This window comes from uncultured Paraglaciecola sp., assembly GCF_963977085.1.
Lineage (GTDB): Bacteria > Pseudomonadota > Gammaproteobacteria > Enterobacterales > Alteromonadaceae > Paraglaciecola.
Map to the genome: position 1 here is coordinate 21060 of NZ_CAXBNC010000011.1, position 16860 is coordinate 37919.

Annotated in this window: 13 protein-coding genes; 4 read left to right on the top strand and 9 right to left on the bottom strand. The window is 41.8% G+C overall.

Annotated elements, in window-relative coordinates; all coding sequences use genetic code 11:
• Nucleotides 1–61: 61 nt before the first annotated feature.
• From AAC000_RS13610 to AAC000_RS13620, 3 genes are all read right to left on the bottom strand, one after another.
• Entirely contained in the window at nt 62–364 is a 303-nt protein-coding gene (locus AAC000_RS13610) for a transcriptional regulator (RefSeq protein ID WP_339723337.1), read from the bottom strand.
• A complete protein-coding gene (locus AAC000_RS13615; protein WP_339723338.1) occupies nt 357–839 on the bottom strand; it encodes a hypothetical protein in 483 nt (160 codons plus the stop codon). The genes AAC000_RS13610 and AAC000_RS13615 overlap by 8 nt, the downstream gene beginning before the upstream one ends.
• Before the next feature lie 228 nt (nt 840–1067).
• Complete coding sequence (locus AAC000_RS13620; protein WP_339723339.1) at nt 1068–3446, bottom strand: penicillin acylase family protein; 2379 nt, start codon at nt 3444–3446, stop codon at nt 1068–1070.
• 298 nt (nt 3447–3744) lie between these two features.
• On the opposite strand from AAC000_RS13620, the gene AAC000_RS13625 reads away from it, so the two are divergent.
• Complete coding sequence (locus tag AAC000_RS13625; protein ID WP_339723340.1) at nt 3745–4809, top strand: ABC transporter substrate-binding protein; 1065 nt, start codon at nt 3745–3747, stop codon at nt 4807–4809.
• A gap of 116 nt (nt 4810–4925) precedes the next feature.
• Here AAC000_RS13625 and msrA read toward each other — a convergent pair whose 3' ends face one another.
• Nucleotides 4926–5423, bottom strand: coding sequence for a peptide-methionine (S)-S-oxide reductase MsrA (gene msrA / locus AAC000_RS13630; RefSeq protein ID WP_339723341.1), 498 nt, complete (start codon nt 5421–5423; stop codon nt 4926–4928).
• Nucleotides 5424–5425: 2 nt separating this feature from the next.
• Nucleotides 5426–5872, bottom strand: coding sequence for a peptide-methionine (R)-S-oxide reductase MsrB (gene msrB, locus AAC000_RS13635; RefSeq protein ID WP_339723342.1), 447 nt, complete (start codon nt 5870–5872; stop codon nt 5426–5428).
• A gap of 437 nt (nt 5873–6309) precedes the next feature.
• Here msrB and AAC000_RS13640 point away from each other — a divergent pair, with 437 nt between their 5' ends.
• Nucleotides 6310–7149 carry a PEP-CTERM sorting domain-containing protein gene (locus tag AAC000_RS13640; protein WP_339723343.1) on the top strand — a complete coding sequence of 280 codons (840 nt, stop codon included), beginning with the start codon at nt 6310–6312 and terminating at the stop codon, nt 7147–7149.
• A gap of 300 nt (nt 7150–7449) precedes the next feature.
• Here the strand turns inward: AAC000_RS13640 and AAC000_RS13645 are convergent, their stop codons facing one another.
• The 3 genes from AAC000_RS13645 to AAC000_RS13655 form a co-directional block, all read right to left on the bottom strand.
• On the bottom strand, nt 7450–9159 hold the full coding sequence (locus tag AAC000_RS13645; protein WP_339723344.1) for a GMC family oxidoreductase: 1710 nt from the start codon (nt 9157–9159) through the stop codon (nt 7450–7452).
• Nucleotides 9147–9716 (bottom strand): gluconate 2-dehydrogenase subunit 3 family protein, encoded by a 570-nt coding sequence (locus AAC000_RS13650; RefSeq protein ID WP_339723345.1) that lies wholly within the window; start codon nt 9714–9716, stop codon nt 9147–9149. The genes AAC000_RS13645 and AAC000_RS13650 overlap by 13 nt, the downstream gene beginning before the upstream one ends.
• A gap of 286 nt (nt 9717–10002) precedes the next feature.
• On the bottom strand, nt 10003–11574 hold the full coding sequence (locus AAC000_RS13655; RefSeq protein ID WP_339723346.1) for an NAD(P)/FAD-dependent oxidoreductase: 1572 nt from the start codon (nt 11572–11574) through the stop codon (nt 10003–10005).
• A gap of 94 nt (nt 11575–11668) precedes the next feature.
• On the opposite strand from AAC000_RS13655, the gene AAC000_RS13660 reads away from it, so the two are divergent.
• Nucleotides 11669–12871: an aromatic ring-hydroxylating dioxygenase subunit alpha gene (locus AAC000_RS13660; protein WP_339723347.1), complete on the top strand. Its 1203-nt coding sequence runs from the start codon at nt 11669–11671 to the stop codon at nt 12869–12871.
• Nucleotide 12872: 1 nt separating this feature from the next.
• On the opposite strand, the gene AAC000_RS13665 is transcribed toward AAC000_RS13660, so the two are convergent.
• Nucleotides 12873–13496, bottom strand: coding sequence for a TetR family transcriptional regulator C-terminal domain-containing protein (locus AAC000_RS13665; RefSeq protein ID WP_339723348.1), 624 nt, complete (start codon nt 13494–13496; stop codon nt 12873–12875).
• Nucleotides 13497–13780: 284 nt separating this feature from the next.
• On the opposite strand from AAC000_RS13665, the gene amt reads away from it, so the two are divergent.
• Nucleotides 13781–16837: an ammonium transporter gene (amt, locus tag AAC000_RS13670; RefSeq protein ID WP_339723349.1), complete on the top strand. Its 3057-nt coding sequence runs from the start codon at nt 13781–13783 to the stop codon at nt 16835–16837.
• The last annotated feature ends 23 nt before the right edge of the window (nt 16838–16860 follow it).

Here is a 16860-nt window from a genome sequence, read left to right on the forward strand (position 1 = left end):
CCAGCCTATTTGGTATGAAGTTAAACAGCGTGCTTAATTTCGTTTTGTTGAAAGTAAAAATCTATGTACTTTCCGAAACGTTATCAACTATATTTTGCAGGGCTTTCACATGGGCTTTGAAAGCGACACGTCCTTTTACGGTTAAAGACAGCCAAGTGCGTTGTCGACCCATTTCTTTGCGTTTGGTCAATTGAACATAATTTGCTTCCTCGAGTGACTTGAGGTGTTTTGAAAGCACAGAGTCACTGACCTCTAATTTCTCGCGGATTATTTTGAATTCAATCTCATCGGTGAGGGCTAATATGGCGCATATTTGTAACCTGTGTTGTGCATGAATAAGGGGATCAAAATTGGCACTAGTCATTTTTATTGACGCCTGCTTTGTAATCACCTGAAGGAAAACGGTGACTAACATAACCCAATGCTATGGCTGCAATGATGCCACCTGCATAGGATGCCCACCAAATGCCATCCTTGGATAATTCTCGGCTAAAAACAACGATCGCGCCAAAAAATATCGCTAAAATAAAACCGAATAACATTTCTGATTGACTTCTGGCGACTATCTTAGGTTTTACACCTAAAAGGCGACTGCGATATAAATAAAACCCCACTCCAATAGTAAACACTAGCGCAGAGATAATGGCACCTAAGATCCACTGGTTGTCGTGGCGAGTTGTTGCCCAAGAAAACACTCCCATACCATAAGCACAGGAAATAATAAGGTTAAGCCATAGCGGTGCTCTGAGGGAAATAGTGGTGTTTTTTTCAATCATAGCTAATGACTCTAGAGTCGATTTAGCCTCGGTTGCTGAAACAGCTTGTGTATCTTTATTCATAAAAAATCCCTAGTTACTTTCCAATTAGGAAAGTAATGTAATCTACACTTTCCAATTTGGCAAGCAATAACTTTCCATATTGGAAAGTTATTGCTTGAGCACCGTTTCAAAGTGACCACTTAGGAGATAATAATAAATTTTCCAATCATTAGGATGCGATAACTAGGGCAATAACATTTATTGTGCCTATATCCCTCGATGCCATTATTTATATCTATGGCTGGCCTGTTAATGCAGCGGCACTAGCAGTAAAGTACTTTGAGTGTGGGCAGTTACATCGGCTTCGTTAAAGTGCTGTTTCATGTATTGGCCATTGATATAGGACTGTGCCTGATCTTGATAATGTTGATCAAATAACACTCCACTTTGGCCTACAGGGTTGCTACCCAGTGCTTGGCTAGGGTCGGCAAAGTCGATTAATCGACGTGTAGAAGGGCCATAAACCACAGTCCAAGGTGCAGGACCCAATTTATGGGACAAGTTATTAGGAGTCTCGTGTCCACCAGGTGCGGCAAACTGCCCCACATTAAATAAACTATCTAAAGGTTTTTGCTGGCCTAGTGGATGTCCATGGGTGAGGGTATGTGCTGTGCCCCATTTCCAATTGGCAGTGTTGGCACCAAGGGTGTTACTTAAGTGTTCTAAACTAGCTCGCCACGCTACCTTGACGGTTTCGACACGGTCTTCGGTGGTTGCTGTGTCGCGATTATCCCACCAAGGTGAGTGGGCCTCTGCCGCTAAGCGCGGCAAGGCATAGTCGATTACGCGAGTGCGCAGCAAGGTGTTAAAAAAACTCTCGCCCATCTCGTCTGCCATTGCTTCAAATGCGAGTTGGTACACTAATTGGTTAAAAATTGTTGGCGCGATGTCTTCAAGGTTGTGCTCCCCATTCCAATTACTGAGTAACTGCACCAGTCCTTGTTCTTCGGCACTGGCGGCAGCTTGAATGATAGGTAGTAAAGGTTTAAGTAAGCGCTGGGCATAGCCGCTGCCTGTGTCGAGTTGCAATGCCTGACTGTTTTCTAGGTTCCATTTCACGCTATTGTCGGCTAAACCTTTATTTAGGCGAATTCCCCTGGCAGGTAAATTGTAGTAACCCGGCACTTCAATACCGCTGTCTGGAACGGGTTGGTAATTGGCTGAAACGATATAACCACGGGCTGGGTTTTCTTCTTGGGGATTAGCACTAAAAGGCGCAAACCCGAGTTTATCTGCTTCATAACTGCTGCCATCGAGGATAAAACTAGGGTTGACACCACTGGGGCGAAGTGGCAGTTTAGCGGCCGCCCACCAACCAATATCACCCTTAGCATTAGCCCAGACTATATTAAGTCCAGGGGCATGAATTTTCGAACTGGCAACGCGCGCTTTTTCAAGGGTATCGGCGCGGTTAAGTTGGTAAAAACCTTCTAGGATTGGGTTGTCGGTTTCAAGGAATGCCCACCACATGGCGATAGGTGTTGTGCCCGCATGTTTGCCTAGTGCATCGTTAATGATTGGTCCGTGAGGTGAGCTGCGTAAGGTGACTGTCACCGGATCTGCTCCTTTGACTTCGATTTGTTCATTGCGACTTTGTAACTCCACCCATTGATCTTGATACCAGACTTGATTGGCATTGTTGGGGTTGAGTTTTTCTGCGATGAGGTCGATATCGTCGTTTTGAAACATAGTAAGACTCCAACCAAAGTCTAGGTTATGCCCTAGTGAAGCGGTTGCAGTGAGTGCTTGATGATGGCCGTAAAGCTCAAATCCTGGGTAAGACAAGTGTGCTTCGTACCATACAGAGGGAACCGCAAAACCAATATGTGGGTCACCCGCTAACAGTGGTTTACCGCTGGTAGTGCGGTTACCCGACACTGCCCAAGCATTGCTGCCTTCAAATAATGCTAAACCACTATCTGCCACCGCTTGTTGGCTGAGTTGAGCAAGGAGGTTCAGGTCTTGCCAATCATTGGCCTCTAAGTTTGTGGCCACAACCCCTTCGGGGTGCCAAGCTAAATCAAATACATCTAAGTATTCAGAGCCCAGTTGATCACGAATAAAAGTTAATACCGGTTCAGTGCGAAAAGCTGCCGCAAAACTGTAGGCCATGTATCCAGCAACACTAACCGTGTCCTTAGGGGTGAAAGGGCGTTTTGTAATCCCCAAAATATCGAACTCTAGGGGGACTGGATGGGTGTTTTGATATTGGTTGATACCATCTAAGTATGCTTCCAAGGCTTTAGTCGCTGGGGAGTTAGGATCCATTTTTGCGGCATAGGCATCGGCATGAGCACGGATCCCCAGACTACGAAATAACCTGTCGCTGTTGAGCAGTTTTGGCCCAAGGATCGCGGCCAATTCACCTCGAGCTAAGCGGCGTACCATTTCCATTTGAAATAAACGATCTTGTGCATGTACGTAGCCAAGTGTGCGATACATATCCGCTTCGTGCTGTGCCTGAATATGTGGTACGCCACGTTCATCATAGCGCACACTAACAGGCGCTTGTAAATTGGCCAAACTTACTTCACCACTGCGCTGCGGCTGTTTACTGTTAATATACCAAGTGCTGGTGGCACCAATGATAACAACAAAAATAACGAGGATTGTTAAGAAGCGCTTCATAAAGTGGAGGTCTTTTAATGGTGATAGATTCAATAATCCTAACATCAGACCAGTGAGTTACGCACCATTTTTGTGCGCAGCGATAGACGGTCAAATTGGTGCTGAAATACTCAAATCTCTTAAAGAAACATGCCAAGGTCACTAGGCCTTTTATTTTACTGAACATCTGACTTTGCTGTTTTGAGATTAGCTGCCATTCCCAAAATGGCTGGCACATGCTGGGTGGATTACTAGGTATTCTCATGACTTTCAACTATGATTGTTTTTAATTGTCTGTTTGAAAAGGATTTTCCTGCTAATGAATTTGAAATTATTTGCATTACTGGCAACTCTTTTGTTTTCTCAATGTGCTTTTGCCATCAAGGTTATTCTGATTATTCCGGATCAAGAAGGCGCCGCGTTTTGGAACATGGTATATCAAGCCAGTATTGCCTCTGCTAAAAGTTTAGGAGTTGAGCTAGAGGTCATTTATGGGGGGGTGAATCGTTTCACTACCTTAGAAATAATCGAAGAAATTACCGCACATCCAACCAAACCCGATTATCTTATTTTTCGTCCGTATCATGGTAATACAGCTAGTGTTTTTGACACCCTTGAAGCGAATGCTATTGAATTTGTCACCTTAGAGCAGGCGTTTTCTGACAAAAATGCATCTGAGCTACTGAAGCCTAAACAAAAATATAAGCACTGGATTGGTGAAGTGGCTTACGACAACGCCCGAGGAGGGGAGTTACTGTTAAATGCTTTACTTGAAGAGCACATTAGTCGCCATCCTGACATTAAACCATCAATCACTGGAATTGGTGGAAATTTTGATTATCTGTCCAGCGCCAGAGAGCAAGCGTTAACCGCTTTATTAAGGCGTAATGACGTTGATTTAAATCAGATTTTTCCGACCTATTGGGATCCCAAAAACATTGCGGCTAACTTTGAAACTATACTTAAGCGATATCCGCAAACCAATATTTTTTGGTGTGCAAGTGGTCAACTTACAATGAAAACGTTGCAGCAATATCAACTATTGTCTAACAAACCTATGGTTATAGGTGGATTTGACTGGCTTCCTGAGGCGCTACTAAAAATTCAACAAGGTGAGATTACCGCTTCTGTAGGTGGACACTTCTTGATGGGGGCTATCGCTATTACTAAGATTTTTGACTATCACCAAACAATAGATAGATTTTCTGATCACAATTCGCATTATGATTTTGAAGTGATTAATAAAAATAATGTGACGAATTATTTAAACTTTGTACAACAAGAGAAATGGCAAGAGGTTGATTTTAATCAGTTTTCAGCATTTAAGGCAGGTACGAAAACCCAAACCTTAACAATGCAAAATATCATCAATTCACTCGAGTAATATTGCTTGGCCTTGTGAAAGAATAAAGCGTTTTCACTTTTGAGATTACAACCGCCACTTAAACTTGTTGTACTTAATGTTTTAGGGGCGGTTGTAGTAGTGATTTAAATGCCCAGCTAGGCTGAAGGTAATTTCCAATCAGGTCTAGGGAAATGGCAAGTGTACCCATCGGGCCGGTTTTCTAAATAATCTTGATGTTCTGGCTCAGCTTCCCAAAAATCACCAACAGGCTCTACTTCAGTGACGACTTTTCCTGGCCATAATCCCGACGCATCGACATCGATAATAGTATTTAGCGCTATGACTTTTTGTTCTTCGGAGGTGTAATAAATAGCCGAGCGGTAGGAAGAACCAGTATCGTTACCTTGCCTATTTACCGTGCTAGGATCATGAATTTGAAAGAAAAATTCTAAAATATCTCGATAACTGATCACGTCAGTATCAAATATTATCTCAATCGCCTCTGCGTGGTTGCCATGATTACGGTAAGTTGCATTAGCAACTTCGCCCCCTGTATATCCCACTCGAGTGGAGTGAATGCCGGGACGTTTGCGAATAAGATCTTGCATGCCCCAAAAACAGCCACCGGCTAATACTGCACGTTCAATTGCCATGATTAACACTCCTCAACTTGATCTAAATAGGCTTCATACCCTTGGTTTGCCATGTCATTTTTATGGACAAAACGAAGTGAAGCAGAATTAATACAATAACGCAGCCCTCCTTGGTCTTTAGGACCATCAGGAAACACATGCCCTAGGTGACTGTCACCATGAAAGGAGCGCACTTCGGTGCGCGTCATACCATGGGAATTATCGATAATTTCATTAACGTTAATAGCTTCTATTACTTTAGTAAAGCTTGGCCAACCGCAGCCAGATTCATATTTAGCAGATGAAGCGAATAAAGGTTCACCTGAAACAATATCTACGTATATGCCAGGTAAAGTATTATCTAATAATTCACCGGTTCCTGGATGTTCAGTGCCATTTTTTTGGGTTACCCGAAACTGTTCTGGTGTCAGTGCAGCAATGGCTTGCTGTGATTTTTGATATGTATTCATGCTTTCCTCGTTGGCATTTACGATAAATACTCAGTGGATTGTAACAGACCTGTATTAAGAGTATTTTATTGCGAATGCAGGATAAAGATCACTATCTTTAGCGGATAAATTTATTTGATCCTAAACACTTCACTTTTGGTGCTAATAACCTTGTGGTTCTTAGGAAGATTGTTTTCCTTTATAAATGCAAAAATTTTAAGGGCAAATGAAAGGACTAAAAAAAGTTGAACTAATAAGCTAATTTTTAGTTAAACCACAATTATCTGTTCGGTTAATTCAATTTTAATGATTTAACCTGTCGGTATTTTTTACACTTTTTACATCCTCTTAAAACTAGTTTTTATAACCATATGATTATATTTAACTTTATTTATCTGGCCTAATTAATGCCTTTGAATTACGTGTGCATTAAATCGATTACCCTAGAGAAAATTAAAATGAAAAATAAAATTATTTCAGGATTGTTAATAACGTTACTTAGCGTCGGGTCAACTATTGCAAATGCTACAATACTTTATGGCGTTAGTGGCGCTGGAAATGGCTCAGCATCATCACTTTACACCATAGATACTGTTACTGGTGCTGCAACTTTAATTGGGGCTACAGGTTTTGATGAAGTTACCTCCATCGATTTTAATTCGGTAACCGGTATTTTATGGGGCATCTCGAATGAAACTAAGGAGCTTATCACTATAGATACAACCACAGGTTTGGGCACAGCAGTTGCAACTATGACCTGGGGGAGAAATTCACCTGACATGTCCTTTGATTCATCCGGTGTTTTATATACGTGGAGCGAGCCTTCTCCAGATACCTTGAATACAGTAAACCTAGTGACAGGTGCCACCACAGAAATTGGCCCAAATTCAATTGGTACATCACAATTGGGCCTTGATATAAATTCTTCTGACATTGTTTACGTAAAAAACGCCGACGGGGATATTTATACCATTGATAAAGTAACAGGCGCAGAAACATTTGTTATAAATATTGATAGTACCGGAATCTTTGATAATATTTTGGCCTTCGACCCAAATGACGTTCTGTACACTGTAGATAGATTAGGTAGTGGTGGTGGCTCAACTGAGTCAAATCTGTACACTATAGACCTGTTAACAGGCGCAACCACACTGATTGGCGCTACTGGTGTAGGTACTCTTTCAGCATTAGCATTTGCACCGACACTTGCAAACCCAGTACCTGAACCAACAACACTTGTATTATTGGGGCTAGGACTAGCCGGACTTGGCTTTAGCAAGCGCAGAAAAAATAAATAATTATTGTCCTTAATTTTTATGCAAAATCACCCGCCTATATGGCGGGTTTATTATTTTTGGCCTTTAAAAGTTAATTCACTATAGAAATCACATTAGCAAATTACTGTTTTCTACCAACCAATTGGATTAGGGCGAAATATGGACAAAATGGAAATTAATGAGGCTACTTCTAGGGCGTTGTGTGAAATTTTAAATTCGTGATAATTTTCAGGAGCACATGCAGTGTGGCTCAATTCAGTAGTTTAATACTATTTGGATTGAGCACACTGATATTTTCTGTGAATAACAAATCTCGATTTCTTACAGCTTTCCTGCCTGTATTTGTGTATGTGCGTACTCTACTGCTCGAGCAGTGAGTGCCATATAAGTAATACTAGGGTTTTGTGTTCCTGAGCTGGTCATGCAAGCCCCATCGGTGACAAAAACGTTGGGCACATCATGCATTTGATTCCACTTATTTAAAACACTGGTTTTGGGATCTCGGCCCATACGTGCAGTACCCATTTCATGAATGCAAGCTCCGGGGGCAGTGAGGCTATTATAACTTCCTATATGAGTACAACCCGCTGCTTCAAGCATTTCAACAGCACTTTTTACGCCATCCTCACGCAATGCCAAATCATTTTCACGCAATTTTGCATCAAAGGTGATGATTGGCATGCCATGTTGGTCTCGTTCATCAAAATTAAGGTACATGCGGTTGTCGTGGTGAGGTAACATTTCACCGAAACAGGTCATACTCACATGGTACCCACCTGGCTTAAATATCTCCCCCTTCAGATCGGCTCCGATTTTTCCGTCTGGTATGTTTTTACCGCGCATCGCTTGTCCCTGATACCCAAAGCCACGTTTGTAATCGCTGCGTTTGCTTTGTTCATCAATATTGGTAAAGCGAGGGATATAAAAACCAACAGGTTTGCGACCTTGGTAATAATCATCTTCATGACCCGGAAGCTGCCCATAAGCCCCCATTCCATAATGATGATCCATAATATTGTGGCCAAGTTCGCCACTGGAATTACCTAGTCCATTGGGGAAGGTTTCAGATCTGCTATTAAGCAAAATTGCTGTAGTGCCTACAGTACTGGCATTGCAGAATATAATCCGAGCAGCGTAATCAATCACTTCGCCGGTTTTGGCGTCTTTAACTCTTACACCACTGGCTTTTGCTGATTCGGCATCATATAAAATTTCCATTACTATGCTATCGGATCTTAGGGTTAAGTTTCCAGTTTCGGTGGCCACAGGTAAGGTGGCTGATTGGCTACTAAAATAAGCCCCAAATGGGCAACCTCGCCAGCAACGTGAACGACTTTGACATTGGCCACGGGCGCCTTTATGAATTTCAGGATTGTATTCACTTAAATTAGCAACGCGTCCTGGGGTAACGACGCGATCTGGGTAAGTTTCTGCTACCGCTTCACGAAATTTTTGTTCAGCACAATTCAGTGGGAAAGGTTTTAAAAACACTCCATCTGGCACTTGTTTCAACCCTTCTGCTTGTCCACTGACACCCACAAAAGTTTCAACATAATCATACCAAGGTTCGATGTCGGCATAACGAATCGGCCAATCAACTGCCACGCCTTCTTTGCTGTTAGCTGTAAAATCAATATCGCTCCAACGATAACAATGGCGCCCCCACATTAAAGAACGACCACCTACATGATGTCCTCTAATCCAGTCAAAACGCTCATCTTCGTTGTAGGGATATTCATCATCTTTATTAATAAAAGGTTTGTTATCTTCGTTGACCCACCAAGCTAATCGACTTTGTTTGGGGTAGTGGCTATCGATCTCTTGTTTTGATACTTTTCCTTGATTGGGCAAATCCCAGGTATCTAAATGGGCGGTAGGGTAATCTCCATGTTGCACCATAGGGCCACGCTCTAGAACCAAGGTTTTGTAACCCTTAGTGCAAAGTTCCATTGCTGCATAGCCACCACTTATGCCTGAACCAATTACGATCGCATCAAAGGTATTCTCTTTATTCATTTTTATATTGCCCATGCTTTGCCCCCCAAATCTGCTACAGACACACAGGGTTTGTATTCTCCGGGGATTGGTAAATAGTTAAGATGATTTTCTGCTATTTGTTCTGTGCTTAGATAAAACGCAACGGTTTGCTGTTTAATATCTATATAAGACCAATACGCATTATTACGGGCATCTTCCGAACGAACCTCGATGGATAAAAGTAAGGATTCTTGTTCGCTGGAACTTAAAGAGTCGAAGTGGTTCGCAGCCAAAAAAGACTTAAGTTCATTAAAAATTCTGGTAAATTTTTGCTGATAATCTGCAGGATAAACTTCAGCAAACATACTATCCAATATGAAATTTACCTTAACGTCTGACGCCGAAGGAGTCTCTGTTCTTGGTAAAATTACATCCATTATTTGGGTCATTAGATTAAAATCTTCGGCGCTGAAAAAATCTGCTGGAGAAAGGGAAGTTGAGGTTTCTTTTAATTGACTGTCACAACCAGATAGCATGATCCCCGTCAGAGGTGCACAAATTGCCGTGCCGGTGAGCATGGCGGTGTACTTTAATATTTGTCGTCTATCCATTTTTTTCCTCTTAATTATTTGTTCGCCTATCTACGCAATATAGATTATCGAATTGTATTTCTTTTGATTTTATTATGTTTAATTAATGTTAATTATGGACTTATGATTTTTTGTTTATTCTGCCCAAGTGCATAGGCAGATAGGGTCAACAGATAGGGCGAAAACATGCATTAGTCTTCAAAAAAAATTTAAATGAGGTCTGAGCGATACCAAAATGATGGCGTCTCAGTATGTCATGCAGCGTGCCCGGTCAAGCTTGGCAGATAACATGTTGTGGAGACAGGTTTTAGTTATCCCTTATAATTTCCCGCGCTGCATTGTGCCCAGGTGCACCTGTTACACCGCCACCTGGATGAGTGCCTGCTCCACACATGTACAGATTCTTTATGGGAGAACGATAGTTGCCGTGGCCTAAGAGGGGGCGAGTGCTAAACATCTGATCTAGACTCATATTGCCATGCATAATGTCACCTTTAATCAGTCCGAATACTCGCTCTAAATCAAGGGGGCTCAAGACTTGCCTACCCAGCACCGACTGTTTAAAACCAGGTGCGTATTTTTCAACCTGATCTATGATTAAATCTGCGGCTGTTTCGCGGTGTGTATCCCAATCTATATCGGGGTCGAATTGTTGGCAAAACAAACTGGCTACATGTTGTCCTTCTGGGGCCAGAGTATTATCTAAAGTTGATGGGATCAGCATTTCAACTATAGGCGCTTTAGACCAGCCAAATTCTCGCGAATCCCGGTAACTTCGATCGAGGTAATCACAGGTGGCGCCAATGATTATTCCGCCTGTTAGGTGTTCAGCGCTGGCTCGTTGTTGTTTTGCCAAGCAGGTAAATTTTGGTAATTCACTTAATGCCACATTCATCCGAAAAGTGCCAGAACCGTTTTTGTAATGTTTCATGCGCCGCGCAAAATCTTCTGGTAGTTCTTTTGTATCCACTAATTGGTTATACAACAGACTTGGATTAAGGTTTGAGACTATCACTCTTGCTTCTACCGTTTCGCCACTCTCTAACAAAACACCATAAGCTTGACCATTTTTTACTAACACTTTTTTGACAGCTGCAGCCGTTTGGATTTCAACACCTTTGCTAACAGCAGATTTTGCCATTGCCTGAGTAATGGCACCCATACCGCCGATAGCATGACCCCAAACACCTTTTTCACCGTTTACTTCACCGAAGGCATGATGCATTAAAACGTAAGCAGAACCGGGTGTTTGGGTATCGGCGTAATTACCCACTATGCCATCAAAAGCAAAGGCGCCTTTGACATATTCATTTTCAAAATACAGATCTAAAAAATCCGAAACACTTTTAGTGAATATATCCACTACTATGCGTTCATCTTCAATAGGTAATTTGCGCAGGCGATTGCCAAATTTTGCTGCTTTAAAAATGTCTCTGATCCCACCTCCTGCATTGGGTGGTGTTTCAAGTAAAAAGTCACGAATGATATCGGCGACCATGCCAGTGTCTCTAAAATAGCGCGCTAGTGCATCGGCATCATGCTGAGAAAATCGTGCAATTTCTGCCTCGAGATTTTCTGAGCCTACCACAAATGCCAAAAAGTCTTGGTTGTCATGTGGCCATAAATTGTTGACTTTCCTATGTACAATTTTTAGGCCATTTTTATGTAGATCTAAATCATCAATTACCTTGGGATTAAGTAAGCTTACCGTGTAAGACGCCACCGAATTTCGAAAACCAGGATGGAATTCTTCGGTCACGGCAGCACCGCCTACCACATCGCGACGTTCTAACACACGTACTTTTTTACCGGCCATTGCAAGATAGTTGGCACACACTAACCCGTTATGTCCGCCACCAATGATGATTGCATCTAACATCTGTTTTCCTAAAAATTTGCACAGCGAGATTGACAGTATTGAACACTCGTTCAATACTGTCAATCTCGCTGCTTAAACTGCTTGGTTTCACTCTATGGCACTTACACAATCTGATAAATTAAAACAGCTAGTGGCTGCACAGCAACGAGGGTATTCCCTAGCCCAGTCGTTTTATAAAGACCTAGATGTGTATCAAGCAGAGGTAAAAAATATATTCTTAAAACATTGGTTATACGCGGGTCATGTTTCGCAAATCCCCAGTTCTGGCGATTATTTTACGGTTGATTTTGATACCGAATCAGTGATTGTTTTACGCACTGCAGTGGGAGCTGTGAAAGCTCATTTGAATCTGTGCCGACATCGAGGCTCAAGAATTTGCTTAGATCAGTCCGGTTCGCAAAAATCTCTTACATGTCCCTATCACGCGTGGAGCTATAATTTGGATGGGGAACTCATTTCTGCTCGCAATATGCCCGATGATTTTGCGCGTTCAGTAAACGGCTTACATCACGTAAACGTTGCGCTTTTAGGGGGGCTGATTTTTATCTGTTTAAGTAACACTCCTCTTAGTTTGGATTCTTTGCGTCATGATCTCAAACAACCCTTTAAACTGTTTGGCATGAATTCCATGAAGCTGGCCGAGCAGAAATCCTATCGGATCCTAGCTAATTGGAAGTTAGCAGTTGAGAACTATCAAGAGTGTTATCACTGTGCACCTTCACATCCAGAATTTGCACAAATACATGCCATGGCTAAGTCTCCTAAGGTGTTTCAAACAGCCAAAGTAAACTTCTCACAGGCAAATCAAGATAACCCAAAGTTTATGGCGCTCAATCGTTATTTTGATTTAGCTGAAAAGGGACAAGAAGGTTATCAATATGATCGCAATCCCTTACTTCCTGGTGCTTTAAGTGGAAGTGTAGGGGGGAAACCTGTGGCCCCCTTACTGGGGGCGCTGCAAGAATACGATGGTGGTGCCTCAGAATTGATGATTGGACCCCTTAGTTACTTTCTCATTTATGATGACCATATGCTTGGTTACCGCTTTCTGCCCGTTTCTGTTGATGAATGTATCTGTGAAGTGTCTTGGTTTGTTGAAGAGTCCGCTGTGCAGGGGCAAGATTATCAACTTGAGCAACTTACTTGGCTTTGGGATGTGACTACCCAAGCAGATAAAAGCATTATTATGAATAACCAAAAAGGTGTGGATTCAAGGTTTTATCAACCTGGAAGGCTCTCTGAAATGGAAAGTTTTCAGCAGAGTTTTTTAGATTGGTATTTGCAAACCTTGGTTTAAATTATTTGCAACTTGGTAATGCACAGGCAGCATCCACCCATTGTTCACACAAAATAACGGCTTCTTCGGCACTAAAGGTGTCGCTGGATAAGCACCACTCTAACCATAAACCGTCAATGATAGCGGTCAGTCCAATGGCGGCAAGACGAGGCGTGGGTTTAACAGCCTGGACTTGGTTTAATTCAGAAAAACTTTGTTCTAGAAAGACTCTAAAAGCTTGGTTAGATGTGTCGTGGGCCACTTTGATTTGTGGCGCTTTATCGATCATGCCCCAGAAAACTACCCAAGCTCGAAGGATCCTGCGTTGCATCACCGAATTGCTGAATGTCTCTTGAATAAAAACAGAGAGTCTTTGCCTTGGATTTTTAGAGTGGTGTGATTTATCAATCGCTTCATCTAACAAACGCAATGCTAAATTCATATATGCTGCAGCTAATAGGTCGTTGAGCGTACCAAAGTGATAATTAATCAAACCAACCGCCATCTCGGCTTTTTCACAAATTTTACGTACTGAGCAGCCATTCACTCCTTCTAGCATCAATGAGTCTAAAGTGGCTTGGATAAGCTTTTTCTGCGCTTTGCTATAGCTCGGCCGTTGAGGAATATTTAATTTTAAGTTTGTCATGGCGCAACCATAAAGTACAAAGAGTTGAATGTCATCATGAACTCTTGAGGTGCAGCTTAGTATTGACATGGGTCATTGGAAAATATTTTTAAATAAATGCCCTAAATACAGCCTCAAAATTAATTATTCAGGCCCTGTTTTGGGGCGAAATGGCAATATATTTTATTGGTTGCACCTTAGTGGGGAGTAGTTGGTGTTTTTCTGGGCATAGCGCGGCATTTTAATGGGAACAATAATTGCTTTGTCTATTAAATGATAATCATCACTTTAGAGTACAAAAGTAAATGTTAGAGCACCTTTGGCTGCTAATTTCTACTATGTTTGTTTTTTTAATGCAGGTGGGCTTCTTATGTTTAGAAAGTGGCAGAACTCGCAGTAAAAATAATATTAATGTAGCAGCTAAAAATGTCACCGATTTTATCGTTTCCGCTAGCGTGTTTTGGTTATTTGGTTTTGGCTTAATGTTTGGTCCAAGTGTCGCAGGATGGATTGGGACGGGTGAGTTTTTATTTGGTGAAAATAACACGCCTTATCAAATTCTGTTTTTTCTTTTCCAAATGATGTTTTGTAGTACGGCTGCCACTCTGACATCTGGTGCTGTGGCAGAGCGAATGCGCTTTTCAGGTTATATTTATATTACCGTTATTCTTAGCGCCTTTATTTATCCTGTGGTGGGCCATTGGGCATGGGCAGGCGCGTATACCTCGGGCAACGATGGATGGCTGCAACACTTAGGTTTTATTGATTTTGCAGGTTCAACTGTGGTGCATTCAGTCGGCGGTTGGGTAGCACTAGCGGCCGTTTTAGTGATTGGACCTAGATTAGGACGCTTCCAATCAGACCATAACTTTCCCTCTGGTAGCAACATTCCCATGGCCGCTTTAGGCACTATGCTTATTTGGTTTGGTTGGTTTGGTTTTAATGGCGGCAGTGCGCTTACTTTTGATGATTTAGTGCCTATTATTATTTTAAACACCTGTTTAGCGGGTATTTGGGGCGGTTTGGCTAGCACGGTTTTACATCAAATGACCCAGCGTTATGTAGACGTTAGTTCTAGCCTAAATGGTATTATTGCAGGATTAGTGGGAGTGACGGCGGGCTGCCATGCAGTGTCACCCATTGAAGCTGCATTTATCGGCATTTTGGCGGGGGGCATCGCACACTATGGTTCACAACTACTCGACATATTAGAAGTGGATGATGCGCTAAAAGTGATCCCAACACACTTATTTGCAGGTGCGTGGGGGACCTTGGCGGTGGGAATTTTTGGCGACCCGCTAATATTAGGTACTGGGTTATCGATGATTCAGCAAGTTGCAGTGCAATTAATGGGTATCATCACAATTGGATTCTTTAGTTTTTGTGTGAGTTATCTGTTAATAGTGCTTCTTAATCGCTTACACCCACTTAGGGTATCGGAAGACGATGAAAACAGAGGTTTAAATGTCAGTGAACATCATGCCACCACTGAGTTGATTGAATTATTAGATGATATGCAAACCCATCAAATAGACGGCAATTATAGCTCACCGGTAAAAGAAGAGCCTTTCACTGAAGTTGGCCAAATCGCAAAAAAATATAATCAGGTCATTTCAAAAGTATCCCAAGAAATGCATGCTAGAGAGCAGGCAATCAACCAATTTAAGTTGAGTGAAAAACGTAAAAGTGCCATTTTGGACTCTTCGATGGATTGCATTATTTCCATTAATTGGCAAGGTCATATAATTGAATTTAACCCTGCAGCTGAACGTACTTTGGGGATTTTGAAAAATCAAATTTCCGGTCAGAGTTTTATTGAAAACTTTGCGCAGGATGAAGATAAAGAACTCTTTACTGTAAGTTTGTCCCACCAATTTTCTTACGCTAGTGGCTTAGTGTTAGACAGGCGTTCTAAATTACAATTAAAACGTGCTTCAGGGCAAACCTTCCCAGCTGAAATTACCATTACTAGCGCTAGGGTAAGTATGGACAAAAGGCTGGAATTTACTTTACACCTTAGAGATGTCACCCAAGAGCAGAAAATTCAATCAAGATTGCACTTTTTGGCTTATAAAGATCCACTTACTCATCTTTCAAATCGTACTCACCTAATGCGTGAGCTCAACTTGGCCGTTAGCGAAGCAAAGCTCAATAAGAACGTGATTGCGCTGTATTTTTTGGATTTAGATAACTTTAAAAAAATTAACGATACCTTAGGGCATAAAGCGGGTGACTTTTTGTTAGTACAGGTTGCTGAGCGATTAACTAAGGTATGCCGCGAAAACGATGTAGTTGCGCGTTTGGGGGGAGATGAATTTATTATAGTTGTAACAGGTGCGCTGACGTCCGAGAGCATAGGTGAAAAGGCTCAACACGTATTAACTGCATTACGGGATGTCATCACCATAAATGATAAAAATTACCGCATCCCTGCCAGTATCGGCATAGCGATCTCTGATTCGGGTGATGTCAGTCCCGATGAATTGATACAACACGCCGATATCGCTATGTATCACGCCAAAACAAAAGGCAGAGATAATTTTCAATTGTATACCGATCTCATGGGAGAAAAAGCACTTGAAGACGGTGAATATGAAAGAAGGATCCAAGCCGCATTAGAGCTGAATCAGCTTAGTATGGTGTATCAACCCAAAGTAACCGCTGAAGGCAGATTAGTGTCTTTAGAAGCTTTGATACGATGGCACCATCCAACTTTGGGGCATATTTCGCCGGCTGAGTTTATCCCCATTGCAGAGCAAAGTAACCTGATTGTGGCTATTGGGGAGTTTGTTATTGTGGCCGTCTTGAAAACCCTGAAACAGTGGTTTGAACAAGGGTATCAGGTGTTGCCTGTCTCTATTAACATTGCAGGGCGACACCTTGTTAGTCCAGAATTTTTGCCTTTTATCAAATCTCAGTTAGCGCTATACAACATTGATGGAAAATACCTAGAAATTGAGATCACCGAAAGTATGTTGATTGAAGACATTGAAAACTGTGTGTCTATTTTAAACGAGTTGAAGTCACTTAATTGTAATGTTTCGGTGGATGATTTTGGAACGGGTTATTCGTCGTTAAGTTACTTAAAAATATTACCCTTGGATATCCTAAAAATTGATCGATCTTTTGTGGCAGAGAGTGATGTAAAACTCGAGGATGCTGAAATATGTGCGACTATTGTTAATCTTGCAAAAAGTCTTAAATTAACCGCTATTGCAGAGGGCATTGAAACCGCATCACAATTGGCCACCTTACAAAAAATGGGATGTGAATATTTTCAAGGCTATTATTTTCACCGACCTAAAAGTGTTGCAGAAATTAATAAGCTTTTAACTAAAAAGTTAACACATACAGGTATATAAAGGGGGAGATGACTCCCCGTTTT